The sequence below is a fragment of the Citrobacter sp. RHBSTW-00570 genome, assembly GCF_013739755.1.
In the GTDB taxonomy this organism is placed as follows: domain Bacteria; phylum Pseudomonadota; class Gammaproteobacteria; order Enterobacterales; family Enterobacteriaceae; genus Citrobacter; species Citrobacter braakii.
In genome coordinates this window covers 4,116,431-4,140,216 of the sequence record NZ_CP056399.1, presented here as the reverse complement: position 1 = coordinate 4,140,216, position 23,786 = coordinate 4,116,431, and the positions used below count along the sequence as shown (strand labels likewise).

The following is a 23,786-nucleotide window of genomic DNA, read 5'->3' as shown; positions in this document are numbered from 1 at the left end:
AAAGCCGGCCCGACGGCCGGCTTTTTTCTGGTAATCTCATGAAGTCAGTGAGGTTATTGTGCGAAAGACAAATCGGTTGCCGTTTGTTGTTTCAAAATTGTTAACAATTTTGTAAAATACGGGCGGATAGAACGACCCGGTGGACGACGGGTATAAATTAAGAGGTCATGATGAGCACTGAAATCAAAACTCAGGTCGTGGTACTTGGGGCAGGCCCTGCAGGTTACTCTGCTGCCTTCCGTTGCGCAGATTTAGGTCTGGAGACCGTCATCGTAGAACGTTACAGCACCCTCGGTGGTGTTTGTCTGAACGTCGGCTGTATCCCTTCTAAAGCGCTGCTGCACGTAGCAAAAGTTATCGAAGAAGCCAAAGCGCTGGCTGAACACGGTATCGTTTTTGGCGAGCCGAAAACCGATATCGACAAGATTCGTACCTGGAAAGAAAAAGTTATCACTCAACTGACCGGCGGTCTGGCGGGTATGGCCAAAGGCCGTAAAGTGAAAGTGGTTAACGGTCTGGGTAAATTTACCGGGGCAAACACCCTGGAAGTTGAAGGTGAAAACGGCAAAACCGTGATCAACTTTGACAACGCGATCATCGCGGCGGGTTCCCGTCCGATCGAACTGCCATTCATTCCGCATGAAGATCCGCGCGTGTGGGATTCCACCGATGCACTGGAACTGAAAACTGTTCCTAAGCGCCTGCTGGTAATGGGCGGCGGTATTATCGGTCTGGAAATGGGTACCGTTTACCATGCGCTGGGTTCAGAGATCGACGTGGTTGAAATGTTCGACCAGGTTATCCCGGCTGCCGATAAAGACGTGGTTAAAGTCTTTACCAAACGCATCAGCAAGAAATTCAACCTGATGCTGGAAACCAAAGTAACTGCCGTTGAAGCGAAAGAAGACGGTATCTACGTTTCCATGGAAGGCAAAAAAGCGCCTGCTGAAGCTCAGCGTTACGATGCAGTGCTGGTGGCTATCGGTCGTGTACCGAACGGCAAAAACCTCGACGCGGGCAAAGCTGGCGTGGAAGTTGATGACCGTGGCTTCATCCGCGTTGACAAACAGCTGCGTACCAACGTGCCGCACATCTTTGCTATCGGCGATATCGTCGGTCAGCCGATGCTGGCGCACAAAGGTGTTCACGAAGGTCACGTTGCCGCTGAAGTTATCGCCGGTAAGAAACACTACTTCGATCCGAAAGTTATCCCATCCATCGCATACACTGAACCAGAAGTTGCATGGGTTGGCCTGACTGAGAAAGAAGCGAAAGAGAAAGGCATCAGCTTTGAGACCGCCACCTTCCCGTGGGCTGCTTCTGGTCGTGCTATCGCTTCCGACTGCGCAGACGGTATGACTAAACTGATTTTCGACAAAGAATCTCACCGTGTTATCGGTGGTGCGATTGTCGGTACCAACGGCGGCGAGCTTCTGGGTGAAATCGGTCTGGCGATCGAAATGGGTTGTGATGCTGAAGACATCGCGCTGACCATCCACGCGCACCCGACTCTGCACGAGTCTGTGGGCCTGGCGGCAGAAGTGTTCGAAGGTAGCATCACCGACCTGCCAAACCCGAAAGCGAAGAAAAAGTAATCTTCCCGCTTTTGTGAAAACGCCTCTTCGGAGGCGTTTTTTTTGTGCACAGAAAACCCCCTGCTAGGCTGGGGGTTCCGGAAAGCTTTCAGCTTTGGGCCAGTTATTAAAACCCCTTTTGATTTGTTAAAACACATTGCGGTCTGGCAACTGCAAATGTTTAACAAGAAATCAAAAGGGGGTCCCAATGGGGGACGAAAAGAGCTTAGCGCACACCCGATGGAACTGTAAATATCACATAGTTTTTGCGCCCAAATACCGGAGACAAGCATTCTACGGGGAGAAACGCAGGGCGATAGGCAGCATCTTAAGAAAGCTGTGTGAGTGGAAAAACGTGCGGATCCTGGAAGCGGAATGCTGTGCGGATCATATCCATATGCTTGTGGAAATCCCACCCAAAATAAGCGTATCCGGCTTTATGGGGTATCTGAAAGGGAAAAGCAGTCTGATGCTGTATGAACAGTTTGGGGATATGAAATTCAAGTACAGGAATAGAGAGTTCTGGTGCCGGGGATACTACGTAGATACGGTGGGTAAGAACACGGTGAAGATACAGGAATACATAAAGCACCAGCTTGCAGAAGATAAAATGGGTGAGCAGTTATCGATCGCTTATCCGGGTAGCCCGTTTACGGGCCGTAAGTAACGAAGTCTGATGCAAATGTCAGATCGTATGCGCCTGTTAGGGCGCGGCTGGTAACAGAGCCTTATAGGCGCATCCGAAAAACCTCCGGCTATGCCGGAGGATATTTATTGCCTGAAAGCTACCAGTTCTGGTAGTCATCTTATTGATATTTCCACTAAAAAAAATTGCGCAACTGCCGATACTTTTTTCGCCATTGTGTGGCTACTGGCCGCGCGGTTAAGAGGCTCTGGATTCTCTATTACACGAAAAAAGGAAATAACATGTCTTTAAAAAAAATCGCGGTTGTTGGCATGGTTGTCGCGACAATGACGCTGACTGGTTGTGGCGCGATGACCACCGCCGTTAAAAAACGTAATCTCGAAGTGAAAACGCAGATGAGTGAAACCATCTGGCTGGAGCCTTCCAGCGAGAAGACCGTCTACATTCAAGTAAAAAACACTTCTGATAAAGACATGAGCAACCTGCAAACCCTGCTGGCAAACGACCTGTCTGCGAAGGGCTATAAAGTGACCAGTTCACCAGACAGCGCTTACTACTGGGTACAGGCGAACGTACTGAAAGCGGACAAAATGGATCTGCGTGAAGCTCAGGGCTTCCTGAAGACCGGCTATGAAGGGGCAGCGGTGGGTGCTGCGTTGGGAGCGGGGATCACTGCCTATAACAGCAACTCCTCCGGCGCGGCGCTGGGCGTTGGCCTGGCGGCGGGGCTGATCGGTATGGCCGCGGATGCCATGGTAGAAGACGTGAACTACACCATGGTCACTGACCTGCAAATCTCTGAGCGCAGCAAAGCGAAAGTGACAACGGATAACGTTGCCGCACTGCGCCAGGGCACGTCTGGTATCAAGCTGCAAACCAGCAGCGCGCAGGGCGATCGCGCAAAATACCAGACCCGCGTCGTCTCTAATGCCAACAAAGTGAACCTGAAGTTCGAAGAAGCGAAACCGGTTCTGGAAGCGCAGCTGGCGAAATCCGTCGCTAACATCCTGTAATCTCTCGTGAGTTGGCCGGAGGGGGGGCGCTTCCCCGGTCAACTCACTATTTGACTGGCACTCAGGGCGCTACGGGCTGCCAGTTTTTATCCAGATGATATGCGGTTAACGCCTCGGCTTTCTGTTGTGAATCAACGCCGAGATCGGCCTGGTAGACTTTATCATCACCGTTAATCATAAAACTCATAACGCCAGTGTGATCGTAGCTGACGGGCCAGGCAACCATCGCAAAGCCGCTGGTTTTATCGGGAAGGATACGGAAACGATAGCCGTGATAGCCCGTGCCAGGCTCTTGCGGACTAAAGGCCGGGCCAAGCGGGCTTGGCGCTTCGCCGGGCGAAACAGGCCAGTACAGACCATCTTTTTTCCCTTCAGAACTGACAATCTTTTGCGCGTATTTTTGGTTCATCGCAAAGTAGCTTTGCTGAGCATCTACATAGGCGTGTAATGCTTCAATAGCCGCAAGTTCGTTGCGCCCAATCTCACGGGTCAGGATCTCTTCAGCCGCTTCCTTGATATCAAATTGCCAGCCGGAAGCGGTTTTAACAACCGGGATCGGCAGTTGCCAGTCGCTGTCCCCGACCACCAGGTGTGCGGTATTGCCGTCGATGACGGTATTATGGCGGACCTTCCAGTCGCGCAGGAAGCGATCAACCGCATCAGGATCGACGCCTTCCGGTGGCAGAAACTCGCGCCAGTTTTCCCCGAGCAGGTTGTTCATCGCGCTTTCATTCTGCTCGCTTATCGCGGTTGCCAGGGCATCGGTCGCCTGGTCTGGTGTGCTGAAGGATTGCTGTGCCATCGCGGTGGTCGAAACCATGAATAACACCATTCCACTGAGTAGTTTATTTTTCATGTCGGTTCCCTTAACGATGACGGAATTCACGGTGTTCAGCACGGTCGCCGGATAGCTGGCGAGATGGCTGGTTGCGGGCGACCTGCCTGCTTTGAGCCCCTCGCTGCTGCTGCGCCTGCCAACTGGCGGAGCGACTGTCGTTGCCGCTCAGCGCATTGGCCCGCGGCTGGCTGGTACGCTGTTGAAGATTGCGCTGCTGCACGTTGCGTTGCTGCGCTGGTTGCGTGACCCGTTTCTCTTGTCGCTGAGTGGCGGCCTGGCGATGTTCATGTTGCTGAGTGTTTGCCCGTTTTGCCGTTTGCGGTTTGGTATCGTAACCACGGTAGTTATTACGCTGGGAAATTTGCTTTAGCTGTTGGCTGGATGCCTGACGCTGGGCGTCTTTCGTTCCCGTACGCGCCGTCTGGGGGAAGGTTTTCCCCGTTGATTTTTCCATCTGGCTCAACGCTGCCTGACGCTGGCTATCACGGTTGACCGGTCTTTGCTGGGTTGAGCTTAGGCCCGTAGCCGTGTTAGTGGAGTGGAAGCGGTTATTGAGCTGGCTATTAGGGTACGGCACCCCTTCGCGATAGGCCGGGTTGTGCTGCCAGGTACGGTTGGCATCCGTCAGACGCTGTCCACTGATTTTATTGAAGTTATCTACGTTGATATTGATGTTGTTATCACCGTTGCGGTTATAGCCGCCATGGTTATCCCAGTCATCGTTATGATGGTGATCCCAGTCATCGTCGTCATCCCAGTCAATATTGCTGAAGATGGCATAAGTTGTGGCGACGCCGAGGCTGAAGCCTAAACCGTTAACGAAGCTGTTGCCAAACTGCTCGCCGGGCGTTGGCGGTAGATAGGTTGGCGGATAGGCGGTGTTCGGCCAGGTACCGTAAACCGTATTTGGGTTATAGGTGGGAACGTAAACTACCTGCGGGTCGGCGGATTCAATTTTGATTACCGTTGGGCTTGCTGAAGCTGCGGTCGTGGCTGTTGTGGTCGTTGACTCGCTGGTGACGGTTTTAGTCGGTGCTGCTTTGGCCACGGTGGTAACGGTCTGCTGCGGTGTTGATTGTAACGCTCCGGTCTGTTGCGCCAGCGCACGCAGGCGTTGAACGGAATCCATAACCTCTTTCGGCTGCGCAAGGAATGCATCGCCCAGGCTCTGTACCCACGGCGGATTTTCACCCATCAGCGACATCAGCTGCGGAAACGCCACCAGCGATTTTACGCTGGGATCCCAGGGTTGGCTGGCAACGGCCTGAATGGCGGCATCACCCTGCATTTTGGGATTGTCTTTTGACCACTGCGCGGCCTGGATGACGTTGGCCGGGTAGGTTGAGGCCATCAAAATTTGCGACAGCAGTGAATCCGGATAGAGCGCGATAGGCGCAACCCACTGGTCGATTTGTGCCGATGTGTACGTAGGGGCTGCGGTGGGCGCTGGTTGATCGGCCGGGGCAGGGGCCGCTACGGGAGCTGGAGCCGGTGCGGACGGTTGCTGTGCGACGGGGGCTGGAGCTGCTGGCTCCGTTGCGCGACTTTTAACGAACATCACGCCAGAGGCGGCAAACAGCCCGGCACTGCACAGAAGGACAAGCAGATGTGGCTTAAAGGGCAACTTCATAAAATGACTCCAACGAGACAAGCGCTGTGCCGTGAGGCGTTCTGTTGCCGCGAGTATTATTCACCCGTGTTAGATAGTTTTGACTTTTATTGGGGATTCACCCGGCAGGTCCGGAAAAAGAGTGTGAAGATTTATTACACAATTATATCTGATGGCTGAAAAATCGCTGGAATATTCAGCATGTCACGCTTGAAAATTAACCGTTTTACATCGTTTTTAGGGAGCCTAAATTACGCCCCGCCTTGTCGCTACACCATTCTTAACGATTCAGCCAATTTTTTATGTTGCTTTTTTGTAAACGGATTAACACTTAATGAAAATCCTGTTATTGTGCCTTACGCGGTACCGGGCATTTACCCTACTAACTACTGTCTCACAGGAGCGTGAAGAGAATCGCCCATCTACAAAAGCGCCGCATTATGACAATGAGAGCGAGGAGATATCGTCGTGCTAGAAGAATACCGTAAGCACGTAGCTGAGCGTGCTGCCCAGGGGATTGTGCCAAAACCGTTAGACGCAACCCAAATGGCCGCACTTGTCGAGCTGCTGAAGACCCCGCCTGTGGGCGAAGAAGAATTCCTGTTAGACCTGTTGATCAACCGCGTTCCTCCTGGCGTAGATGAAGCCGCTTATGTTAAAGCGGGTTTTCTCGCTGCCGTCGCGAAAGGCGACACCACCTCCCCGCTGGTGACTCCAGAAAAAGCCATTGAACTGCTGGGCACTATGCAGGGTGGTTACAACATTCATCCGCTGATCGACGCGCTTGACGACGCAAAACTGGCGCCGATTGCCTCCAAAGCGCTCTCTTCAACGCTGCTGATGTTCGATAACTTCTACGATGTAGAAGAAAAAGCCAAAGCGGGCAACGAATATGCGAAGCAGGTAATGCAGTCCTGGGCCGATGCCGAATGGTTCCTGAACCGTCCAGCTCTGGCTGAAAAAATCACCGTTACCGTGTTTAAAGTGACGGGTGAAACCAACACCGATGACCTCTCTCCGGCACCGGACGCATGGTCTCGCCCGGATATCCCTCTGCACGCGCTGGCGATGCTGAAAAACGCCCGTGAAGGTATTGAACCGGACCAGCCGGGCGCGGTAGGCCCGATCAAACAGATTGAAGAACTGCAGAATAAAGGCTACCCGCTGGCTTATGTGGGTGACGTTGTTGGTACCGGCTCTTCGCGTAAATCTGCAACCAACTCCGTACTGTGGTTCATGGGCGATGATATCCCTCATGTACCGAACAAGCGCGGCGGCGGTCTGTGTCTCGGCGGCAAAATTGCACCGATCTTCTTCAATACCATGGAAGATGCGGGCGCACTGCCAATCGAAGTGGACGTTTCGAACATGAACATGGGCGACGTGATTGACGTTTACCCGTTCAAAGGAGAAGTGCGTAACCACGAAACCGGCGAATTGTTGGCAAGCTTTGAGCTGAAAACTGATGTGCTGATCGACGAAGTGCGCGCTGGTGGCCGTATTCCGCTGATCATCGGTCGTGGCCTGACCACCAAAGCGCGCGAAGCGCTGGGACTGCCGCACAGCGACGTATTCCGTCAGGCGAAAGACGTGGCGGAAAGCAGCCGCGGCTTCTCTCTGGCTCAGAAAATGGTGGGCCGCGCCTGCGGCGTGAAAGGTATCCGTCCGGGCGCGTACTGCGAACCGAAGATGACCTCCGTGGGTTCTCAGGATACCACCGGCCCGATGACCCGTGATGAACTGAAAGACCTGGCGTGCCTGGGCTTCTCTGCTGACCTGGTGATGCAGTCCTTCTGTCACACTGCCGCGTATCCGAAGCCGGTTGACGTGACCACGCACCACACTCTGCCGGACTTCATCATGAACCGTGGCGGCGTGTCGCTGCGTCCGGGCGATGGCGTAATCCACTCCTGGCTGAACCGCATGCTGTTGCCGGATACCGTCGGCACCGGCGGTGACTCCCATACTCGTTTCCCGATTGGCATCTCCTTCCCGGCGGGTTCTGGCCTGGTGGCGTTTGCTGCTGCGACCGGCGTGATGCCGCTGGATATGCCGGAATCCGTTCTGGTGCGTTTCAAAGGCAAAATGCAGCCGGGGATTACCCTGCGCGATCTGGTACACGCCATTCCGCTGTACGCGATCAAACAGGGTCTGCTGACCGTTGAGAAGAAAGGTAAGAAAAACATCTTCTCTGGCCGCATCCTCGAAATCGAAGGTCTGCCGGATCTGAAAGTGGAGCAGGCGTTCGAACTGACCGATGCCTCCGCTGAACGTTCCGCTGCCGGTTGTACCATCAAACTGAACAAAGAGCCGATCGTTGAGTATCTGAACTCTAACATCGTTCTGCTGAAGTGGATGATCGCTGAAGGTTACGGCGATCGCCGTACGCTGGAGCGTCGTGTGCAGGGGATGGAAAAATGGCTGGCGGATCCGCAATTGCTGGAAGCCGACGCTGACGCAGAATACGCGGCGGTGATCGACATCGATCTGGCGGATATCAAAGAGCCAATCCTGTGTGCACCGAACGATCCGGACGACGCGCGTCTGCTGTCTGACGTGCAGGGCGAGAAGATCGATGAGGTCTTCATTGGCTCCTGCATGACTAACATCGGCCACTTCCGTGCGGCGGGTAAACTGCTGGATGCACACAAAGGCCAGTTGCCGACGCGTCTGTGGGTGGCTCCGCCAACCCGTATGGATGCGGCGCAGCTGACCGAAGAAGGCTACTACAGCGTGTTTGGTAAGAGCGGTGCGCGTATTGAGATCCCAGGCTGCTCGCTGTGCATGGGTAACCAGGCGCGTGTGGCTGACGGCGCAACGGTGGTTTCGACCTCTACCCGTAACTTCCCGAACCGTTTAGGTACCGGGGCGAATGTCTACCTGGCTTCTGCGGAGCTGGCGGCGGTTGCGGCGCTGATTGGCAAACTGCCGACGGCGGAAGAATATCAGACCTATGTGGTGCAGGTTGATAAGACGGCGGTGGATACTTACCGTTATCTGAACTTCGACCAGCTGTCTCAGTATACTGAGAAAGCCGATGGTGTGATTTTCCAGACCGCGGTGTAATACGCTAACGCGATTTGTGTAAAAACGCATCAATGCCCGGAGAAGTCTGCTTCTCCGGGCATTTTTATTTCTATTCCTTATACCCGCTACGCTTTTTTTCTGCCGCGCTGCTGCGATAATTACAGCAAGGCGCAATGCGGTATTGGCGCATTGCCGGGAGCAGAGGAAGACATTATGGATTACGAATTTCTGCGCGATATTACCGGACTGGTAAAAGTGCGTATGTCCATGGGCCACGAGGTGGTGGGGCACTGGTTTAACGAAGAAGTGAAAGAAAACCTGGCCTTACTTGATGAAGTGGAACAGGCGGCGCATGCGGTGAAGGGCAGTGAGCGCTCCTGGCAGCGAGCAGGGCATGAATACACGCTCTGGCTGGATGGTGAAGAGGTGATGGTGCGCGCCAATCAGCTGGAATTCTCCGGAGATGAAATGGAAGAGGGGATGAGCTACTACGACGAAGAGAGCTTTTCACTCTGCGGCGTAGAGGACTTTCTTCAGGTCGTGGCGGCGTACCGCGAGTTTGTACAACAATCCTGAGATATTTCAGATATCAATGAAGCCGGGTGAGACGAACCCGGCTTTTTTTCATTGAAATGATTATTTGATTTTTATTAATCATTTTAAAACTGTGATCTGCCGCGTTTGCGATCTGTTTTTGATTGAATATAATCGTTATGATTTTATTTAATCACAACACAACAACAGGCGGGAAGACCATGAACATCAAGAAGGCAATAGAACGCGTACCCGGCGGCATGATGGTAGTGCCGTTGGTTATCGGTGCCATTATCAACACTTTTGCCCCGCAGGCGTTGCAGATCGGTGGATTCACCACGGCTTTATTTAAAAATGGTGCGGCTCCTTTGATCGGCGCGTTCCTGCTCTGCATGGGGGCGGGAATTAGTGTAAAGGCGGCACCACAGGCTTTGTTACAAGGCGGTACGATTACGCTGACGAAATTGCTGGTCGCAATCGCGATTGGTCTCGGGGTTGAACACCTGTTTGGTGCAGAAGGCATCTTTGGCTTGAGCGGTGTCGCCATTATTGCGGCAATGAGTAACTCCAATGGCGGGCTTTATGCGGCGCTGGTTGGGGAATTTGGCAACGAACGTGATGTCGGTGCGATTTCCATTCTGTCTTTGAATGACGGACCTTTCTTTACCATGATTGCACTGGGTGCTGCGGGTATGGCAAACATTCCTGTCATGGCGCTGGTGGCAGTTCTGGTACCGTTGGCGGTAGGTATGATCCTCGGTAACCTCGATGCCAATATGCGTGACTTCCTGACCAAAGGCGGTCCGTTGCTCATTCCTTTCTTTGCGTTTGCACTTGGGGCTGGCATTAATCTGGAAATGCTGCTGCAGGGTGGTCTGGCAGGCATTCTGCTTGGCGTGCTGACCACCTTTGTTGGCGGCTTCTTTAACATTCGTGCCGATCGTCTGGTAGGCGGAAGTGGTATTGCTGGCGCCGCTGCATCCAGTACAGCGGGGAACGCCGTCGCGACGCCGCTGGCGATAGCACAAGCCGATCCATCGTTGGCAGAGGTTGCCGCTGCGGCTGCGCCGTTGATTGCTGCGTCGGTAATTACCACCGCTATTCTGACGCCAATTCTTACGTCGTGGGTGGCGAAAAAACAGGCGCGTCAGGCGGTGCAGGAGAAGAAAGCATGAAAATGATCGTTATCGCCGATGATTTTACGGGGTCTAACGATACCGGCGTACAGTTGGCGAAAAAAGGCGCACGCACTGAGGTCATGCTTACATCGGCACAGAAGCCTTCTCGTCGCGTCGATGTTCTGGTCATCAACACGGAAAGTCGGGCGATGCCTGCAATGCAGGCCGCAGCAGCTGTACAACAGGCGTTAGCGCCATGGTGTGAAGAAGCAATAAAACCGCTGGTGTACAAAAAAATCGACTCGACATTCCGTGGCAACGTAGGGGCTGAAGTTACTGCTGCCATGCACACAGCTGGTCGGACGCAGGCCGTTATTGCGGCGGCGATTCCTGCCGCCGGGCGTACCACACGGGATGGATTATGCCTGGTTCATGGCGTACCGCTGTTGGAGACGGAATTCGCCAGCGATCCGAAAACGCCAATTCTCTCTTCACGTATTGCTGAACTGGTCGCGTTACAAAGCGATATCCCGGTACATGAGGTGTCGCTAGCGGATGTGCGTCGGGGAAGCTTGAGTGCGTTGCTGAGCGGATTCGCGACAGCAGGTGTATGTATGGTGGTGGTGGATGCGCAAGAGGAACGAGATCTCGCGTTGATTGCTCAGGCGGTCTGTGAGCAAAAACAGATGCCACTACTGGTCGGGGCGGCGGGGCTTGCCAATGCGCTACCGGCCGGAACGTTTATGCAAGAAAAGCAGGAATTGCCGGTGTTGGTTGTGGCGGGCTCAATGAGCGAAGCAACGCGACGTCAGGTGGAAAAGGCCTTGTGTCAGGACCGGGCAAAGGTGGTGGACGTTGATGCCGCACGCCTGGCAGGGTCAGCATTCGAGCAGGAAATGGCCTCCGTTATTGAGCAGGCTTGTGGGCTGTTGAGTCAACAACACCACACGATCCTGCGCACCAGTCGGCGTGCTGAAGACCGGGATATGATCGACGCGCTGTGTCGTAACGTGGAAATGAGCCGACAACAGCTAGGAGAACTGCTGAGCCAGCGTCTCGGAATGATAACGCTGCACATTATTGAACAGGCACGTATCGGCGGCTTGTTCCTGACCGGAGGTGATATTGCCACGGCGGTCGCCAGTGCGTTGGGAGCCGAAGGGTATCGCATTCAAAGTGAGGTTGCCCCCTGTATTCCGTGTGGAACGTTTGTGAATAGCGAGATTGATGACTTGCCTGTGATTACCAAAGCGGGCGGATTCGGTTCTGACACGACCCTTTGTGATGCGCTGTATTTTATTGAGGAGATGTACCGTGGTAACTAAAACAATTGCGATTACGATGGGAGATCCGGCGGGGATTGGTCCGGAAATTATTGTTAAAGCGCTACGCGAGGATGAGCTTAACGGTGCGCCGTTAGTGGTGGTTGGGTGCCTGAAAACGCTGCATCGATTGCAGGCCCAGGGGTTGGCCGAAGGGGTGACATTTCGCGCTATTGAACAGGTCGCCGATGCCCGATTTACACCAGATACGATTCATGTGATTGATGAACCGTTGGCACAACCCGATGAACTTGTTCCGGGAACCGTACAGGCGCAGGCGGGCGATCTGGCCTATCGCTGTGTGAAACGCGCGACGGAACTGGCAATGAAGGGTGATGTGCATGCGATTGCGACCGCGCCGTTGAACAAAGAAGCATTGCATCTTGGTGGACACAATTATCCCGGACATACGGAACTGCTGGCAACGCTGACGGAAAGTCGTGATTACGCAATGGTGCTGTACACTGACAAACTGAAAGTCATCCATGTTTCCACGCATATCGCTCTGCGCAAATTCCTCGATACGCTCAATGGGCAACGTGTCGAAACGGTGATTGGCATTGCCGATACCTTCCTGAAGCGCGTAGGCTTTGCGCATCCGCGTATTGCCGTTGCGGGAGTGAACCCACATGCCGGTGAGAATGGCCTGTTTGGCGATGAGGAAATCCGTATTGTCGGGCCTGCGATTGAAAATATGAAGGCGAAGGGGATGGATGTTTACGGTCCGTGCCCACCGGATACCGTGTTTTTACAGGCTTATGAGGGCCAGTATGACATGGTCGTGGCGATGTACCACGACCAGGGACATATCCCACTGAAGTTGCTCGGTTTTTATGATGGCGTAAATATCACAGCAGGTTTGCCGTTCATTCGTACTTCTGCCGATCATGGTACGGCATTTGATATCGCCTGGACGGGAAAAGCAAAATCTGAGAGCATGGCCGTATCGATCAAACTGGCAATGCAACTGGCGTAATTTACTGTTATGAAAGGGCAACACCGTCTGGATAAGATAGTGGCGTATTTGAAAAATCATACGCTAGTTACCGTGGAACAATTGGTTGATGCGGTTGACGCTTCACCAGCAACGATCAGACGCGATCTCATTAAGCTGGATGAACAGGGTGTGATCAGCCGTAGCCACGGCGGTGTTGCGTTACGACGCTTTGAAGCGGCGCAGCCGACCACGAACGAAAAGCAACTGCGTTCGCGTGCTGAGAAACGGGCGATTGCGCGTTTTGCCGCCTCAATGGTGCGCGCGGGCGATGCCGTGGTGCTTGACGCCGGTACCACGATGCTGGAACTGGCAAAATGTTTGACGCATTTGCCGCTGCGCGTCATTACCGTTGATCTACACATTGCCCTTTTTTTGTCAGAATTTCGCCAGATAGAGGTGACGATCGTCGGTGGGCGTATCGATGACAGTAGCCAGTCTTGTATTGGTGAGTTTGGCCGGAAAATGTTGCGCAGCGTCTATCCTGATATCGCTTTTATGAGCTGTAACACCTGGAGTATGGAAAAGGGCGTAACCACGCCCACGGAAGACAAAGCGGGATTAAAGCAGGAAATTATTGCTAATGCTCAACGGAAGGTATTACTGGCGGATAGCAGTAAGTACGGCGCGCATTCGTTATTTAACGTCGCGCCGCTCAGCCGCTTTACCGATGTTGTTACCGATGTGAATTTAGCGCCAAACGCGCAGGCTGAATTAAAAGCGCAATCCGTTGCCCTCACGCTGGTTCAGCCAGAGTAACGGTAATATCAACCGTGGTCGTGCCGGAGATTATTTAACGTAAGCCAACAGGCTCAGGGAGTCACGTGCCAGCGCTTTGCATTTCTTGGCCGTTGGGATGCCAATACCGCTGAGGTCGCGGTAGCTGTCTTCACCCAACGCTTTCATATTGAAGGTGTCGTAATTACTCAGGTCCCACTGGTTTTGCTGGGCAAAAAAGACCAGTGCGCGACGAATCTGCCCATTTGGCAAATTCTGGTATCCACAGTCATTTTTCAGAAAAACAAAAACTGCCGTTAAATCGGCCATATCTTCGGCTTCGGACTCACTAAGCGCGTAGCTGTTTGCGCATACGGCCATCAGGCTGCCGAACAAAACGGTTCTGAAAAACGTCTTCATTGCTTCTACCACTGCATCACGGAATTTAAACGTTAGCACACTGCGAGCGAAGCGACGACCTTTATTATTAGCCGTTTACTTGACCTTCCCGTAAGGGGAGGGCTTATGCTTAAAAGATAGCCTGCTTAAGCTGCTGAATATAAGGAAGTGATTATGCAACGTCGTGACTTTTTAAAGTACTCCGTGGCGCTGGGCGTCGCGTCAGCGTTACCTCTGTGGAGCCGGAGCGTATTTGCTGCAGACCGTCCCGCATTACCCATTCCAGACCTGTTAACCGCAGATGCCTCTAACCGTATGCAACTGATCGTGCAAGCCGGACAGTCGAGTTTTGCCGGTAAAACAGCCACGACCTGGGGATATAACGGCAGTTTGCTCGGGCCGGCGGTCAAGCTGAGTAAAGGGCAATCGGTGACGGTGGATATCCATAACCAGCTTGCCGAAGAGACGACGTTGCACTGGCACGGGCTGGAAATCCCCGGTGAAGTCGACGGTGGCCCGCAAGGTATTATTCCGGCGGGTGGGAAACGTTCTGTGACCTTCACACCGGATCAGCGCGCGGCAACCTGCTGGTTCCACCCGCATCAGCATGGGAAGACTGGTCATCAGGTGGCGATGGGCCTGGCCGGACTGGTGCTGATTGAAGATGAAGAGATTCGCAAGCTGCTGCTGCCTAAGCAGTGGGGCATTGATGATGTGCCGGTGATTATTCAGGATAAACAGTTCTCTGCTGATGGTCAGGTTAACTATCAACTGGACATCATGACCGCTGCCGTCGGTTGGTTTGGCGATACGCTGCTGACCAATGGGGCGATTTATCCTCAGCATGCTGCACCGCGCGGTTGGCTGCGTCTGCGTCTGCTAAATGGTTGTAACGCACGCTCACTGAATATCGCGGCCAGCGACAATCGTCCTTTGTACGTTATTGCCAGCGACGGCGGACTGTTGGCGGAGCCAGTAAAAGTAACCGAACTTCCTATGCTGATGGGCGAACGCTTTGAAGTGCTGGTGGATGTGAGCGACGGTAAAGCGTTTGATCTGGTCACTCTGCCTGTGGGTCAGATGGGCATGGCGATTGCGCCATTTGATAAGCCGCATCCGGTGATGCGCGTTCAGCCGCTGCTGATTACCGCTTCCGGCACGTTGCCGGATACGCTGACATCCATGCCGGCGCTGCCATCGCTTGAGGGGCTGACGGTGCGCAAACTGCAATTATCGATGGACCCAATGCTCGACATGATGGGCATGCAAATGTTGATGAAGAAGTACGGCGCTCAGGCTATGGCGGGTATGGATCATGGGAAGATGATGGGCCATATGAATAATGACAATATGGGCCACGGGAACATGAAGCATGGCAATATGAACCACGGTGAGATGGGGAATATGCAGCATGGCGACATGGGCAACATGAAGCATGGAACATTCGATTTCCATAATGCCAACCGGATTAATGGTCAGGCGTTTGATATGAATAAACCGATGTTTGCCGCGGCGAAAGGTCAACACGAACGCTGGGTGATTTCCGGTCAGGGCGACATGATGCTGCATCCGTTCCACATTCACGGCACGCAGTTCCGTATTCTGTCTGAAAATGGCAAAGCGCCTGCTGCGCACCGCGCGGGATGGAAAGATACGGTGCGGGTAGAGGGCGGCGTGAGCGAGGTGCTGGTGAAATTTGACCACGACGCGCCAAAGGAACATGCCTATATGGCGCACTGCCATTTGTTAGAGCATGAGGATACCGGGATGATGCTCGGGTTTACCGTATAAACAGCGGCGGATAGCGGTGGCGCTATCCGCTAAATGTTTATTCCAAAAACGGATTATTACTCTATCGTCGAGTAAAGGCATTCATATACTGATGAGGTTAATCACTCATCACGAGGTATTCATGACCCTTTTGCGTAAAGTACTGACGGCATCTTTTATTATGCTTCTGGCGGTTTCGGCACAGGCTGCGATGAAGATGGAACGTCAACAGATTTCAAAACTGAATTTAAGTCTCGAAATTCCGCAGACGCTTACGCCGATGCCGGACGAAATGGCAAAAATCAAATACCCTTCTGAAAACCGTCCTCAGGTGATTTACGGTGACGAACGCGGTAAAGCGTCTCTAGGTATTACCGCCGGGCGCAACGCGTTGCCTGCCGCTCAGTTGGATATGGCAAAGGATGCGACACTGAAGATGCTGACCAACTTCAAGCCGCAGGCGGAACCTGTCACGGTTGATGGACATAAAGCGTGGCTGATTACTTTCCGTTCTCAAGCGCCGGATACTGAAATTCTCAATATGCTGCTGATTACCTCGCAAAACGAGAAAGCGGTGCAGGTCTCCTTCAATATGACCAAAGATCTGGTGGCTCAGTATCAGGAAGCCGCAAAAGCGTCGTTACTGTCACTGAAGTTTGAATAAAAAAACGCCCGCTGATTAGCGGGCGTTTTCCATTTTACTTCGCGTCGTCCGGCAACGCGTATGCCACGATATAATCGCCCATCTTAGTGCCAAATGAGCCGTGGCCCCCGGCGGATATCACCACATACTGCTTACCGTTAACTTCATACGTCATCGGCGTTGCCTGGCCGCCTGCCGGAAGCCGACCCTGCCACAGTTTTTCACCGTTGCTCATGTTGTATGCGCGCAGATAGTTATCGGCAGTCGCGGCTATAAACAGCACGTTACCCGCGGTGGAGATAGGTCCACCCAGCATCGGCATCCCCATATTGAACGGCACCGGAACCGGCATTGGGAATGGCATGCTGTCCTGTGGCGTGCCAATGCGTTTTTTCCACACCACTTGATTGGTTTTCAGATCTACGGCGGAAATGTAGCCCCATGCTGGCTGCTTACACGGCAGGCCAAATGGTGAAAGGAATGGATTAAGCGTTACGCCGAATGGTACGCCGTACTGCGGCTGAATCCCGGACTCCGTGCCAGTACCTTTGGCATCTTTCGGCGGCTCCATCGGATTGCCGGGACCGCGTGGGATCAGCTTAGAAACGAACGGCAACGCCATCGGGTTGGCAATGGCTACCTGACGGTTGGGATCAACGGAAATACCGCCCCATTCGAACATGCCGAGGTTACCCGGGAACACCAGAGTGCCTTGCTCTGAAGGCGGGGTAAAAATGCCTTCATAGCGCAGCTGGTGGAACATTACGCGGCACACCAACTGGTCAAACATGGTTGCGCCCCACATATCCGCACCACTGAGATCTTTTTGCGGACGGAAACTGAGATCGGAGAACGGCTGGGTTTTGCTGACATAATCACCTTTGGCTGCACCTTGCGGCACCGGTTTTTCCGGGGCAGGCACCACCAGTTCACCATTACGGCGGTCGAGCACAAAGATATTACCGGTTTTTGCCGGGGCATAAATGACCGGAATTTTCTCTCCATTGACGTTGATATCCGCCAGGGTTGGCTGTGCCGGTAAATCCATATCCCACAGATCGTGGTGAACGGTCTGATAGCTCCAGGCCAATTTCCCGGTCGTGGCATTTAACGCCAGAATGGCGCTGGCGTAACGTTCCTGTTCCGGTGTGCGGTTACCGCCCCAGATATCCGGCGTGGTAACGCCCATGGGTAGATACACCAGATCCAGCTTCGCGTCGTAGGCCGCAGGCGCCCAGGAGTTGGGTGAGTTAAAGGTGAAGGTATGTTCATCTGACGGGATGAAATTAGGATCCTTGGCACCGGGATCAAATGCCCACAGAAGCTTGCCGTTATTGACGTCAAAACCACGTATCACCCCGGATGTTTCGCGGGTTGAGTAGTTATCGGTTACCGACCCGGCAATAACGATAGTTTTATCGGTGATTATCGGGGGAGACGTCGGTTCGTACAGGCCCGGTGAGGTATCCGGCATATTGGTCTGCAGATTTAAAATACCTTTATTGGCGAAGGTTTCGCACAGCTTGCCGGTCTCGGCATTCAAGGCAAACAGTCGACCATCATTGACCGGCAAAAGGACGCGGCGCGGACAGTCGGCCATCACCTCTGCAGAAGCCGTATCCGGTTTGGCTTCATGATAAGAAACGCCGCGACAGGTTACGTGCTGGAAGCTGGTATTGGTATTGAGTTGGGGATCGAAATGCCACTTCTCTTTACCGCTGGCCGCATCCAGGGCGAACAGCCGCTGGTGGGCGGTACACAGATAAAGAGTATCCCCCACTTTTATTGGCGTGACTTCATTGGTGATTTCGCCGGGATCGTTGGGTTGTTTTAAATCCCCGGTACGAAATACCCAGGCTTCTTTCAACTGATGAACATTGTCAGCGTTAATTTGTTTTAACGGTGAGTAGCGTTGACCTTCCTGATTGCGACCGTAAGCCGGCCAATCCTCGTCGGCAACCGCTGAGATTGCATCGGCCTGAGAGGTATCTGCACTCAGCGTGCCGTGAACCTCTTGTGGGTCGTTGAAGCCAGCCCAGGTCAGGATACCGCCGCTAATCAGCAGGGCCACCACCAGCGCCGCTACTGCGCCACTGGAAGGGATAATCAGGCGATGCCAGACGAAAGGCAGGATAAGCCAGATACCAAAGAAGACCAGGATGTCGCTACGCGGCGTCAGCGCCCAGAAATCAAAGCCGACTTCCCAGACGCCCCAAATCATGGTGGCGAGAAGCAGGGCGGCATACAGCCAAAGGGCGGATCGGTTACTGCGCCACAGCAGGAGAGCCACACCGAGCATGGCAAGGCCCGCGATCGGGTAATACCAGGAGCCACCGATGGCGACCAGCCAGCCTCCACCAATCAGGAGATATAGTCCACAAAGTGCCGCAAACAGGGCGCTCAGGGTCACGATAAGCCGTTGAGAACGTACGTTGTTATTTGCCATAAAAAATACCATCACAGGTGTTATTTCTTTAATAGCAGTTAATTATAGGAGCTAAAACGCGTGATAAACGTCACATTATGAACTTTATCAACAGATGCCGCGTATGAATGCTTTTGCTGGTATACTGCGTGCCTTGCGCTTAGATGCTGACTTATTAAAAGTTAGCATTGAGTGATTTGTTTTTAAATCATATGGTTAGAGATATGAAACATACTGTTGAAGTCATGATCCCGGAAGCGGAGATCAAAGCGCGTATTGCTGAACTGGGACGTCAGATTAACGAACGTTACAAGGACAGCGGCAGCGATATGGTGCTGGTTGGTCTGTTACGCGGCTCATTTATGTTTATGGCCGACCTGTGCCGTGAAGTGCATGTCTCCCACGAAGTCGATTTCATGACTGCTTCCAGCTATGGCAGCGGAATGTCCACCACGCGCGATGTTAAAATCCTGAAAGACCTGGATGAAGACATTCGTGGCAAGGACGTGCTGATTGTCGAAGACATCATCGACTCCGGTAACACGTTGTCCAAAGTGCGTGAGATTCTGAGCCTGCGCGAGCCGAAATCCCTGGCTATTTGTACGCTGCTGGACAAACCTACCCGTCGCGAAGTGGATGTTCCGGTTGAGTTTATCGGATTCTCTATCCCAGATGAGTTTGTTGTCGGCTATGGCATTGACTATGCCCAGCGTTATCGCCATTTGCCGTACGTTGGCAAAGTGGTGCTGCTGGACGAGTAATGTCGGGAGCGCCTGATGGCGCTTTGCTTATTCGGCCTGCACGATACTTCCCCGCAGGCCGAAAAGCGACTTAAGCGTCGCTGCCGCTTGTTGGTATCTGCTTGTGATTGGTATGTTTCTGGCTGAGGTTAGACAGCCCCTGACGATAGCGCTGCTCCAGCGTTTCGCGACTGGTGGCGGTGACGTCCAGATCGCGCAGCAGGCCATCATGAATACCGTAAGCCCAGCCGTGAATGGTAACTTTCTGACCGCGCTTCCAGGCTGAACGCATGATGGTTGAGTGGCCCAAGTTGTAGACCTGCTCCATTACATTCAATTCGCACAGGGTGTCAATGCGACGTTCCTGCGGCATTTCACCCAGCAGTGAACTGTGTTTAAACCAGATATCGCGAATATGCAGTAACCAGTTATCAATCAGCCCCTGTTCTTTATTTTCAATAGCCGCCTGTACGCCACCACATCCATAGTGGCCGCAAATAATAATATGTTCCACTTCCAGCACATCTACCGCATACTGAACCACTGAGAGACAGTTCAGGTCGGTGTGAATAACCAGATTGGCAACATTACGGTGAACAAATAATTCACCCGGCTCAAGACCGGTTAAACGTTCTGCGGGAACGCGACTGTCGGAACATCCAATCCATAAAAAGCGCGGATTTTGTGCGTGAGTCAGCGTTTCAAAAAATCCGGGATCCTCTTCTACCAGCATCTTTGACCATAGCGCGTTGTTGCTGATGAGTGTATCTATGTCTTTCATGGAGGCTGTAACCAATTGAATTGCGTTGCGCTAATATAGGGTAACTCCTGATTTATTAAAACCAAATATCAAGCATTAGAATGTAAGGTAAGTAAAAAACCATGACCATTGCTCTGGAACTTCAACAACTTAAAAAAACCTATCCTGGTGGCGTTCAGGCGTTACGCGGAATAGATTTGCAAGTCGAAGCGGGGGATTTTTATGCGCTTTTGGGACCGAATGGCGCAGGCAAGTCCACCACCATCGGGATAATCAGTTCGCTGGTGAATAAAACCTCTGGGCGGGTGAGCGTCTTCGGATACGATCTTGAAAAAGATACCGTTAATGCGAAACGCCAGCTTGGTCTGGTACCGCAGGAGTTTAATTTTAACCCGTTTGAAACCGTGCAGCAGATCGTAGTCAACCAGGCGGGTTATTACGGCGTTGAGTATAAAGAGGCGGTCAAACGCAGCGAATTATATTTAAAGCAGCTCGATTTATGGGAAAAACGTAACGAGCGCGCGCGCATGCTCTCCGGCGGGATGAAACGCCGTCTGATGATTGCCCGCGCACTAATGCACGAGCCTAAATTACTTATCCTTGATGAACCGACGGCGGGGGTCGACATTGAGCTGCGTCGTTCAATGTGGGGTTTTTTAAAGGATTTAAACGACAAAGGCACCACGATTATTCTGACCACTCACTATCTCGAAGAAGCGGAAATGCTGTGTCGCAACATCGGCATTATTCAGCATGGCGAGCTGGTGGAAAACACCTCGATGAAGAGCCTGCTCTCTAAGCTGAAATCCGAGACCTTTATTCTCGATCTGGCGCCGAAAAGCCCGCTGCCAAAACTGGAGGGCTATCAATACCGGCTGGTGGATACCTCCACACTGGAAGTTGAAGTACTGCGTGAACAGGGGGTCAACAGCGTGTTCTCACAGCTGAGCGCCCAGGGCATTCAGGTATTGAGTATGCGAAACAAAGCGAACCGACTGGAAGAACTGTTTGTTTCTCTGGTGCATGAAAAACAAGGAGATCGCGCATGATGCAGCTTTATTGGGTTGCGCTGAAAAGCATCTGGGCGAAAGAGATCCACCGCTTTATGCGTATCTGGGTCCAGACTCTGGTTCCTCCCGTCATTACTATGACGCTCTATTTTATTATCTTTGGTAACCTGATCGGCTCGCGAATCGGCGAAATGCATGGTTTTAGCTACATGCAGTTTATCGTGCCAGGGCTGATTATGATGGCGGTAATTACCAACTCGTACGCTAACGTGGCATCGTCATTCTTCAGCGCCAAGTTTCAACGCAACATTGAAGAGTTACTGGTCGCTCCGGTACCGACGCACGTGATCATCGCCGGCTTTGTTGGCGGCGGCGTGGCGCGTGGCCTGTGCGTAGGGATCCTGGTAACAGCGATTTCGCTGTTCTTTGTGCCGTTCCAGGTGCATTCCTGGGTCTTTGTGGCGCTTACGCTGGTGTTAACAGCGGTGCTGTTTTCGCTGGCCGGTCTGTTGAACGCGGTTTTCGCTAAAACCTTTGACGATATCAGCCTGATCCCAACCTTCGTGCTGACTCCGCTGACCTATCTGGGCGGCGTTTTCTATTCGTTAACGTTGCTGCCGCCGTTCTGGCAGGGACTGTCGCATCTGAACCCGATTGTCTACATGATTAGCGGTTTCCGTTACGGCTTCCTCGGGATCCATGATGTTCCGCTGGTCACCACCTTTGGCGTGCTGGTGGTGTTTATCGCGGCGTTTTATTTGTTGTGCTGGTACCTGATTCAGCGCGGACGCGGCCTGCGCAGCTAAGTCTTTCTTCCTCTCCTTCCCCGGGAGAGGAAGACTTTTGATGCTTATCACCATTACGGATTTATCACCCTGATAAACTACTTGCCTGCTAAGGAGGTAGGCAATGCTAGGTTGGGTAATTACCTGTCATGATGATAAGGCACAGGATATGCTGCATCGTCTGGAGAAAAAGTACGGCCCGTTGGTTCAATGCCAGGCGGTGAGTTTTTGGCGTGGGCTTAGCTCGAATATGCTAAGCCGCATGATGTGCCATGCCCTGCATGCTACAGACTCTGGCGAGGGTGTGATATTCCTGACGGATATGGCCGGGGCCGCGCCTTACCGCGTGGCTTCGTTAATGAGCCATAAACATCCCCAGTGTGAAGTGATTTCAGGTATCAGTTATCCATTGCTTGAGCGAATGCTTTCGTCGCGGGAATCGATGAGCAGTTCTGCGTTTCGTGATAGCATCGTTGCGCTTGGCGGGCCCGAAGTCTCTAGCCTCTGGCATCAACAACAGAAAAATCCCCCCTTCGTGTTGAAGCATGATTTGTATGAGTATTAATCATTGGTATTGATGGTGCTTTTGCTACAATAGCCGGGGTTTCTCGCCTCGGTTATCTCATATGGTGATGCGCGTTCTGCTTGTTTTATTGCTCCTGTTTTCTGGCAGCATAGCTGCGGCTTTGCCTGCTCGCTACATGCAAACCACCGAAGCGGCCGCCGTGTGGGCGCAGATTGGCAACAAGATGGTGACGGTAGGAAATATTCGCGCCGGGCAGATCCTCGCCGTTGAGCCAATTGCGGCAGACTATTACGAATTTACCTTTGGTTTTGGTACCGGGTTTATTGATAAGGGGCATCTGGAGCCTGTGCAGGGGCGGCAGAAAGTCGACGATGGTCTGGGCGATCTCAATAAACCCCTCAGCAACCAAAGCCTGATCACCTGGAAAGATACGCCGGTTTATAACGCTCCGGATGTTGGTAGCGCCCCGTTTGGCGTGCTGGCGGATAATCTGCGTTATCCGGTTATCAGCAAGCTTAAAGACCGTCTCAACCAAACCTGGTACCAGATCCGTATTGGCGGCAGACTGGCCTATATCAGCGCTCTGGATGCGCAGGAAGACAACGGTATCCCGGTGTTAACCTATCACCATATTCTGCGCGATGAAGAGAATACCCGTTTTCGCCACACCTCCACGACAACCTCCGTACGCGCCTTCAGCAACCAGATGGCCTGGCTACAGGACCGCGGCTACACCACGTTGACGATGTACCAACTGGAAGGCTATGTTCGCAATAATATGAATCTCCCGGCGCGGGCGGTGGTGCTGACTTTTGATGATGGTCTGAAGTCGGTGAGTCGTTATGCTTACCCGATTCTTAAGCAGCACGGCATGAAGGCAACGGCGTTTATTATCTCCTCACGTATCAAGCGCCACCCGCAGAAGTGGGATCCGAAATCACTGCAGTTTATGAGCATCGCGGAACTGAATGAGATCAGGGACGTGTTCGACTTCCAGTCGCATACCCATTTTTTACATCGGGTTGATGCGAATCACCGGCCAATCCTGCTGAGTCGCAGCTATCATAATATTCTGTTTGATTTCGCCCGTTCGCGTCGGGCGTTGTCTCAGTTTAACCCTCACGTTCTTTATCTTTCGTATCCGTTTGGCGGCTATAACTCCACGGCAGTAAAAGCGGCAGGCGACGCGGGATTCCACATGGCGGTCACCACGGTGAGAGGGAAGGTTAAACCGGGGGATAATCCGTTCTTATTGAAAAGACTTTATATTTTAAGAACGGATTCGCTGGAGACGATGTCGCGGCTGATAAGTAATCAGCCGCAGGGGTAAGGGCTG

The 23,786-nt window shown here is 52.8% G+C and carries 21 protein-coding genes; 16 read left to right on the top strand and 5 right to left on the bottom strand.

The window, feature by feature from the left end; all coding sequences use genetic code 11:
- Positions 1-170 precede the first annotated feature (170 nt).
- The 3 genes from lpdA to traT all read left to right on the top strand — a co-directional run bounded on the left by lpdA (position 171) and on the right by traT (position 3,233).
- Complete coding sequence (lpdA, locus tag HV237_RS19715) at positions 171-1,595, top strand: dihydrolipoyl dehydrogenase (protein WP_016155701.1); 1,425 nt, start codon at positions 171-173, stop codon at positions 1,593-1,595.
- A gap of 187 nt (positions 1,596-1,782) precedes the next feature.
- Positions 1,783-2,241 (top strand): IS200/IS605 family transposase, encoded by a 459-nt coding sequence (gene tnpA, locus HV237_RS19710; RefSeq protein WP_181541586.1) that lies wholly within the window; start codon positions 1,783-1,785, stop codon positions 2,239-2,241.
- A gap of 260 nt (positions 2,242-2,501) precedes the next feature.
- Complete coding sequence (gene traT, locus HV237_RS19705; RefSeq protein ID WP_043018444.1) at positions 2,502-3,233, top strand: conjugal transfer complement resistance protein TraT; 732 nt, start codon at positions 2,502-2,504, stop codon at positions 3,231-3,233.
- A 61-nt stretch (positions 3,234-3,294) separates the two neighbouring features.
- Here the strand turns inward: traT and HV237_RS19700 are convergent, their stop codons facing one another.
- Together HV237_RS19700 and HV237_RS19695 are read right to left on the bottom strand one after the other, a co-directional pair.
- Positions 3,295-4,089, bottom strand: a complete 795-nt coding sequence (locus HV237_RS19700; RefSeq protein ID WP_016151720.1) for a DUF2950 family protein — start codon at positions 4,087-4,089, stop codon at positions 3,295-3,297.
- Between the two features lie 10 nt (positions 4,090-4,099).
- Positions 4,100-5,701 carry a DUF3300 domain-containing protein gene (locus HV237_RS19695; protein WP_047358489.1) on the bottom strand — a complete coding sequence of 534 codons (1,602 nt, stop codon included), beginning with the start codon at positions 5,699-5,701 and terminating at the stop codon, positions 4,100-4,102.
- A gap of 447 nt (positions 5,702-6,148) precedes the next feature.
- On the opposite strand from HV237_RS19695, the gene acnB reads away from it, so the two are divergent.
- The 6 genes from acnB (at position 6,149) to HV237_RS19665 (ending at position 13,434) form a co-directional block, all read left to right on the top strand.
- On the top strand, positions 6,149-8,746 hold the full coding sequence (gene acnB, locus HV237_RS19690; protein ID WP_181541585.1) for a bifunctional aconitate hydratase 2/2-methylisocitrate dehydratase: 2,598 nt from the start codon (positions 6,149-6,151) through the stop codon (positions 8,744-8,746).
- Positions 8,747-8,920: 174 nt separating this feature from the next.
- Complete coding sequence (gene yacL / locus HV237_RS19685; RefSeq protein ID WP_046275362.1) at positions 8,921-9,283, top strand: protein YacL; 363 nt, start codon at positions 8,921-8,923, stop codon at positions 9,281-9,283.
- Positions 9,284-9,462: 179 nt separating this feature from the next.
- Positions 9,463-10,416: a 2-keto-3-deoxygluconate permease 1 gene (locus HV237_RS19680; RefSeq protein ID WP_016151725.1), complete on the top strand. Its 954-nt coding sequence runs from the start codon at positions 9,463-9,465 to the stop codon at positions 10,414-10,416.
- On the top strand, positions 10,413-11,684 hold the full coding sequence (locus HV237_RS19675; protein WP_047358491.1) for a D-threonate kinase: 1,272 nt from the start codon (positions 10,413-10,415) through the stop codon (positions 11,682-11,684). Before HV237_RS19680 ends, HV237_RS19675 begins: the two co-directional genes overlap by 4 nt.
- Positions 11,674-12,657 carry a D-threonate 4-phosphate dehydrogenase gene (locus tag HV237_RS19670; protein ID WP_080859362.1) on the top strand — a complete coding sequence of 328 codons (984 nt, stop codon included), beginning with the start codon at positions 11,674-11,676 and terminating at the stop codon, positions 12,655-12,657. Before HV237_RS19675 ends, HV237_RS19670 begins: the two co-directional genes overlap by 11 nt.
- A 9-nt stretch (positions 12,658-12,666) precedes the next feature.
- Positions 12,667-13,434: a DeoR/GlpR family DNA-binding transcription regulator gene (locus HV237_RS19665; protein ID WP_016151728.1), complete on the top strand. Its 768-nt coding sequence runs from the start codon at positions 12,667-12,669 to the stop codon at positions 13,432-13,434.
- Positions 13,435-13,464: 30 nt separating this feature from the next.
- On the opposite strand, the gene HV237_RS19660 is transcribed toward HV237_RS19665, so the two are convergent.
- Positions 13,465-13,812 (bottom strand): YacC family pilotin-like protein, encoded by a 348-nt coding sequence (locus tag HV237_RS19660; protein WP_003018667.1) that lies wholly within the window; start codon positions 13,810-13,812, stop codon positions 13,465-13,467.
- 153 nt (positions 13,813-13,965) lie between these two features.
- Between HV237_RS19660 and cueO the strand changes: the two genes are divergently transcribed.
- Together cueO and HV237_RS19650 are read left to right on the top strand one after the other, a co-directional pair.
- Positions 13,966-15,582 (top strand): multicopper oxidase CueO, encoded by a 1,617-nt coding sequence (cueO, locus tag HV237_RS19655; protein ID WP_046275358.1) that lies wholly within the window; start codon positions 13,966-13,968, stop codon positions 15,580-15,582.
- A gap of 121 nt (positions 15,583-15,703) precedes the next feature.
- A complete protein-coding gene (locus tag HV237_RS19650; protein ID WP_016155709.1) occupies positions 15,704-16,225 on the top strand; it encodes a hypothetical protein in 522 nt (173 codons plus the stop codon).
- Positions 16,226-16,259: 34 nt separating this feature from the next.
- Here the strand turns inward: HV237_RS19650 and HV237_RS19645 are convergent, their stop codons facing one another.
- Positions 16,260-18,650 (bottom strand): glucose/quinate/shikimate family membrane-bound PQQ-dependent dehydrogenase, encoded by a 2,391-nt coding sequence (locus HV237_RS19645; RefSeq protein ID WP_047358508.1) that lies wholly within the window; start codon positions 18,648-18,650, stop codon positions 16,260-16,262.
- A 203-nt stretch (positions 18,651-18,853) separates the two neighbouring features.
- Between HV237_RS19645 and hpt the strand changes: the two genes are divergently transcribed.
- The gene (gene hpt, locus HV237_RS19640) at positions 18,854-19,390 is read left to right on the top strand and encodes a hypoxanthine phosphoribosyltransferase (protein WP_016151732.1); all 537 of its coding nucleotides are present in this window, start codon (positions 18,854-18,856) and stop codon (positions 19,388-19,390) included.
- Between the two features lie 70 nt (positions 19,391-19,460).
- Here hpt and can read toward each other — a convergent pair whose 3' ends face one another.
- A complete protein-coding gene (can, locus tag HV237_RS19635) occupies positions 19,461-20,150 on the bottom strand; it encodes a carbonate dehydratase (RefSeq protein WP_016151733.1) in 690 nt (229 codons plus the stop codon).
- A 101-nt stretch (positions 20,151-20,251) separates the two neighbouring features.
- On the opposite strand from can, the gene HV237_RS19630 reads away from it, so the two are divergent.
- The 4 genes from HV237_RS19630 (at position 20,252) to HV237_RS19615 (ending at position 23,780) form a co-directional block, all read left to right on the top strand.
- A complete protein-coding gene (locus tag HV237_RS19630; protein ID WP_046275357.1) occupies positions 20,252-21,178 on the top strand; it encodes an ABC transporter ATP-binding protein in 927 nt (308 codons plus the stop codon).
- Positions 21,175-21,945, top strand: coding sequence for an ABC transporter permease (locus HV237_RS19625; protein WP_003829467.1), 771 nt, complete (start codon positions 21,175-21,177; stop codon positions 21,943-21,945). The genes HV237_RS19630 and HV237_RS19625 overlap by 4 nt, the downstream gene beginning before the upstream one ends.
- 103 nt (positions 21,946-22,048) lie before the next feature.
- On the top strand, positions 22,049-22,489 hold the full coding sequence (locus HV237_RS19620; protein ID WP_016151735.1) for a PTS sugar transporter subunit IIA: 441 nt from the start codon (positions 22,049-22,051) through the stop codon (positions 22,487-22,489).
- A gap of 61 nt (positions 22,490-22,550) precedes the next feature.
- Entirely contained in the window at positions 22,551-23,780 is a 1,230-nt protein-coding gene (locus HV237_RS19615; RefSeq protein ID WP_047358493.1) for a polysaccharide deacetylase family protein, read from the top strand.
- Positions 23,781-23,786 lie beyond the last annotated feature (6 nt).

Bases quoted from the DNA above. Each gene is read 5' to 3' on its own strand.
- hpt (WP_016151732.1), top strand. From the start codon at position 18,854: ATGAAACATACTGTTGAAGTCATGATCCCGGAAGCGGAGATCAAAGCG.
- HV237_RS19625 (WP_003829467.1), top strand. From the start codon at position 21,175: ATGATGCAGCTTTATTGGGTTGCGCTGAAAAGCATCTGGGCGAAAGAG.
- HV237_RS19660 (WP_003018667.1), bottom strand. From the start codon at position 13,812: ATGAAGACGTTTTTCAGAACCGTTTTGTTCGGCAGCCTGATGGCCGTA.
- HV237_RS19700 (WP_016151720.1), bottom strand. From the start codon at position 4,089: ATGAAAAATAAACTACTCAGTGGAATGGTGTTATTCATGGTTTCGACC.
- lpdA (WP_016155701.1), top strand. From the start codon at position 171: ATGAGCACTGAAATCAAAACTCAGGTCGTGGTACTTGGGGCAGGCCCT.
- HV237_RS19615 (WP_047358493.1), top strand. From the start codon at position 22,551: ATGGTGATGCGCGTTCTGCTTGTTTTATTGCTCCTGTTTTCTGGCAGC.
- HV237_RS19675 (WP_047358491.1), top strand. From the start codon at position 10,413: ATGAAAATGATCGTTATCGCCGATGATTTTACGGGGTCTAACGATACC.
- HV237_RS19680 (WP_016151725.1), top strand. From the start codon at position 9,463: ATGAACATCAAGAAGGCAATAGAACGCGTACCCGGCGGCATGATGGTA.
- HV237_RS19650 (WP_016155709.1), top strand. From the start codon at position 15,704: ATGACCCTTTTGCGTAAAGTACTGACGGCATCTTTTATTATGCTTCTG.
- traT (WP_043018444.1), top strand. From the start codon at position 2,502: ATGTCTTTAAAAAAAATCGCGGTTGTTGGCATGGTTGTCGCGACAATG.
- HV237_RS19695 (WP_047358489.1), bottom strand. From the start codon at position 5,701: ATGAAGTTGCCCTTTAAGCCACATCTGCTTGTCCTTCTGTGCAGTGCC.
- HV237_RS19645 (WP_047358508.1), bottom strand. From the start codon at position 18,650: ATGGCAAATAACAACGTACGTTCTCAACGGCTTATCGTGACCCTGAGC.
- yacL (WP_046275362.1), top strand. From the start codon at position 8,921: ATGGATTACGAATTTCTGCGCGATATTACCGGACTGGTAAAAGTGCGT.
- HV237_RS19630 (WP_046275357.1), top strand. From the start codon at position 20,252: ATGACCATTGCTCTGGAACTTCAACAACTTAAAAAAACCTATCCTGGT.
- cueO (WP_046275358.1), top strand. From the start codon at position 13,966: ATGCAACGTCGTGACTTTTTAAAGTACTCCGTGGCGCTGGGCGTCGCG.
- tnpA (WP_181541586.1), top strand. From the start codon at position 1,783: ATGGGGGACGAAAAGAGCTTAGCGCACACCCGATGGAACTGTAAATAT.
- can (WP_016151733.1), bottom strand. From the start codon at position 20,150: ATGAAAGACATAGATACACTCATCAGCAACAACGCGCTATGGTCAAAG.
- HV237_RS19620 (WP_016151735.1), top strand. From the start codon at position 22,049: ATGCTAGGTTGGGTAATTACCTGTCATGATGATAAGGCACAGGATATG.
- HV237_RS19665 (WP_016151728.1), top strand. From the start codon at position 12,667: ATGAAAGGGCAACACCGTCTGGATAAGATAGTGGCGTATTTGAAAAAT.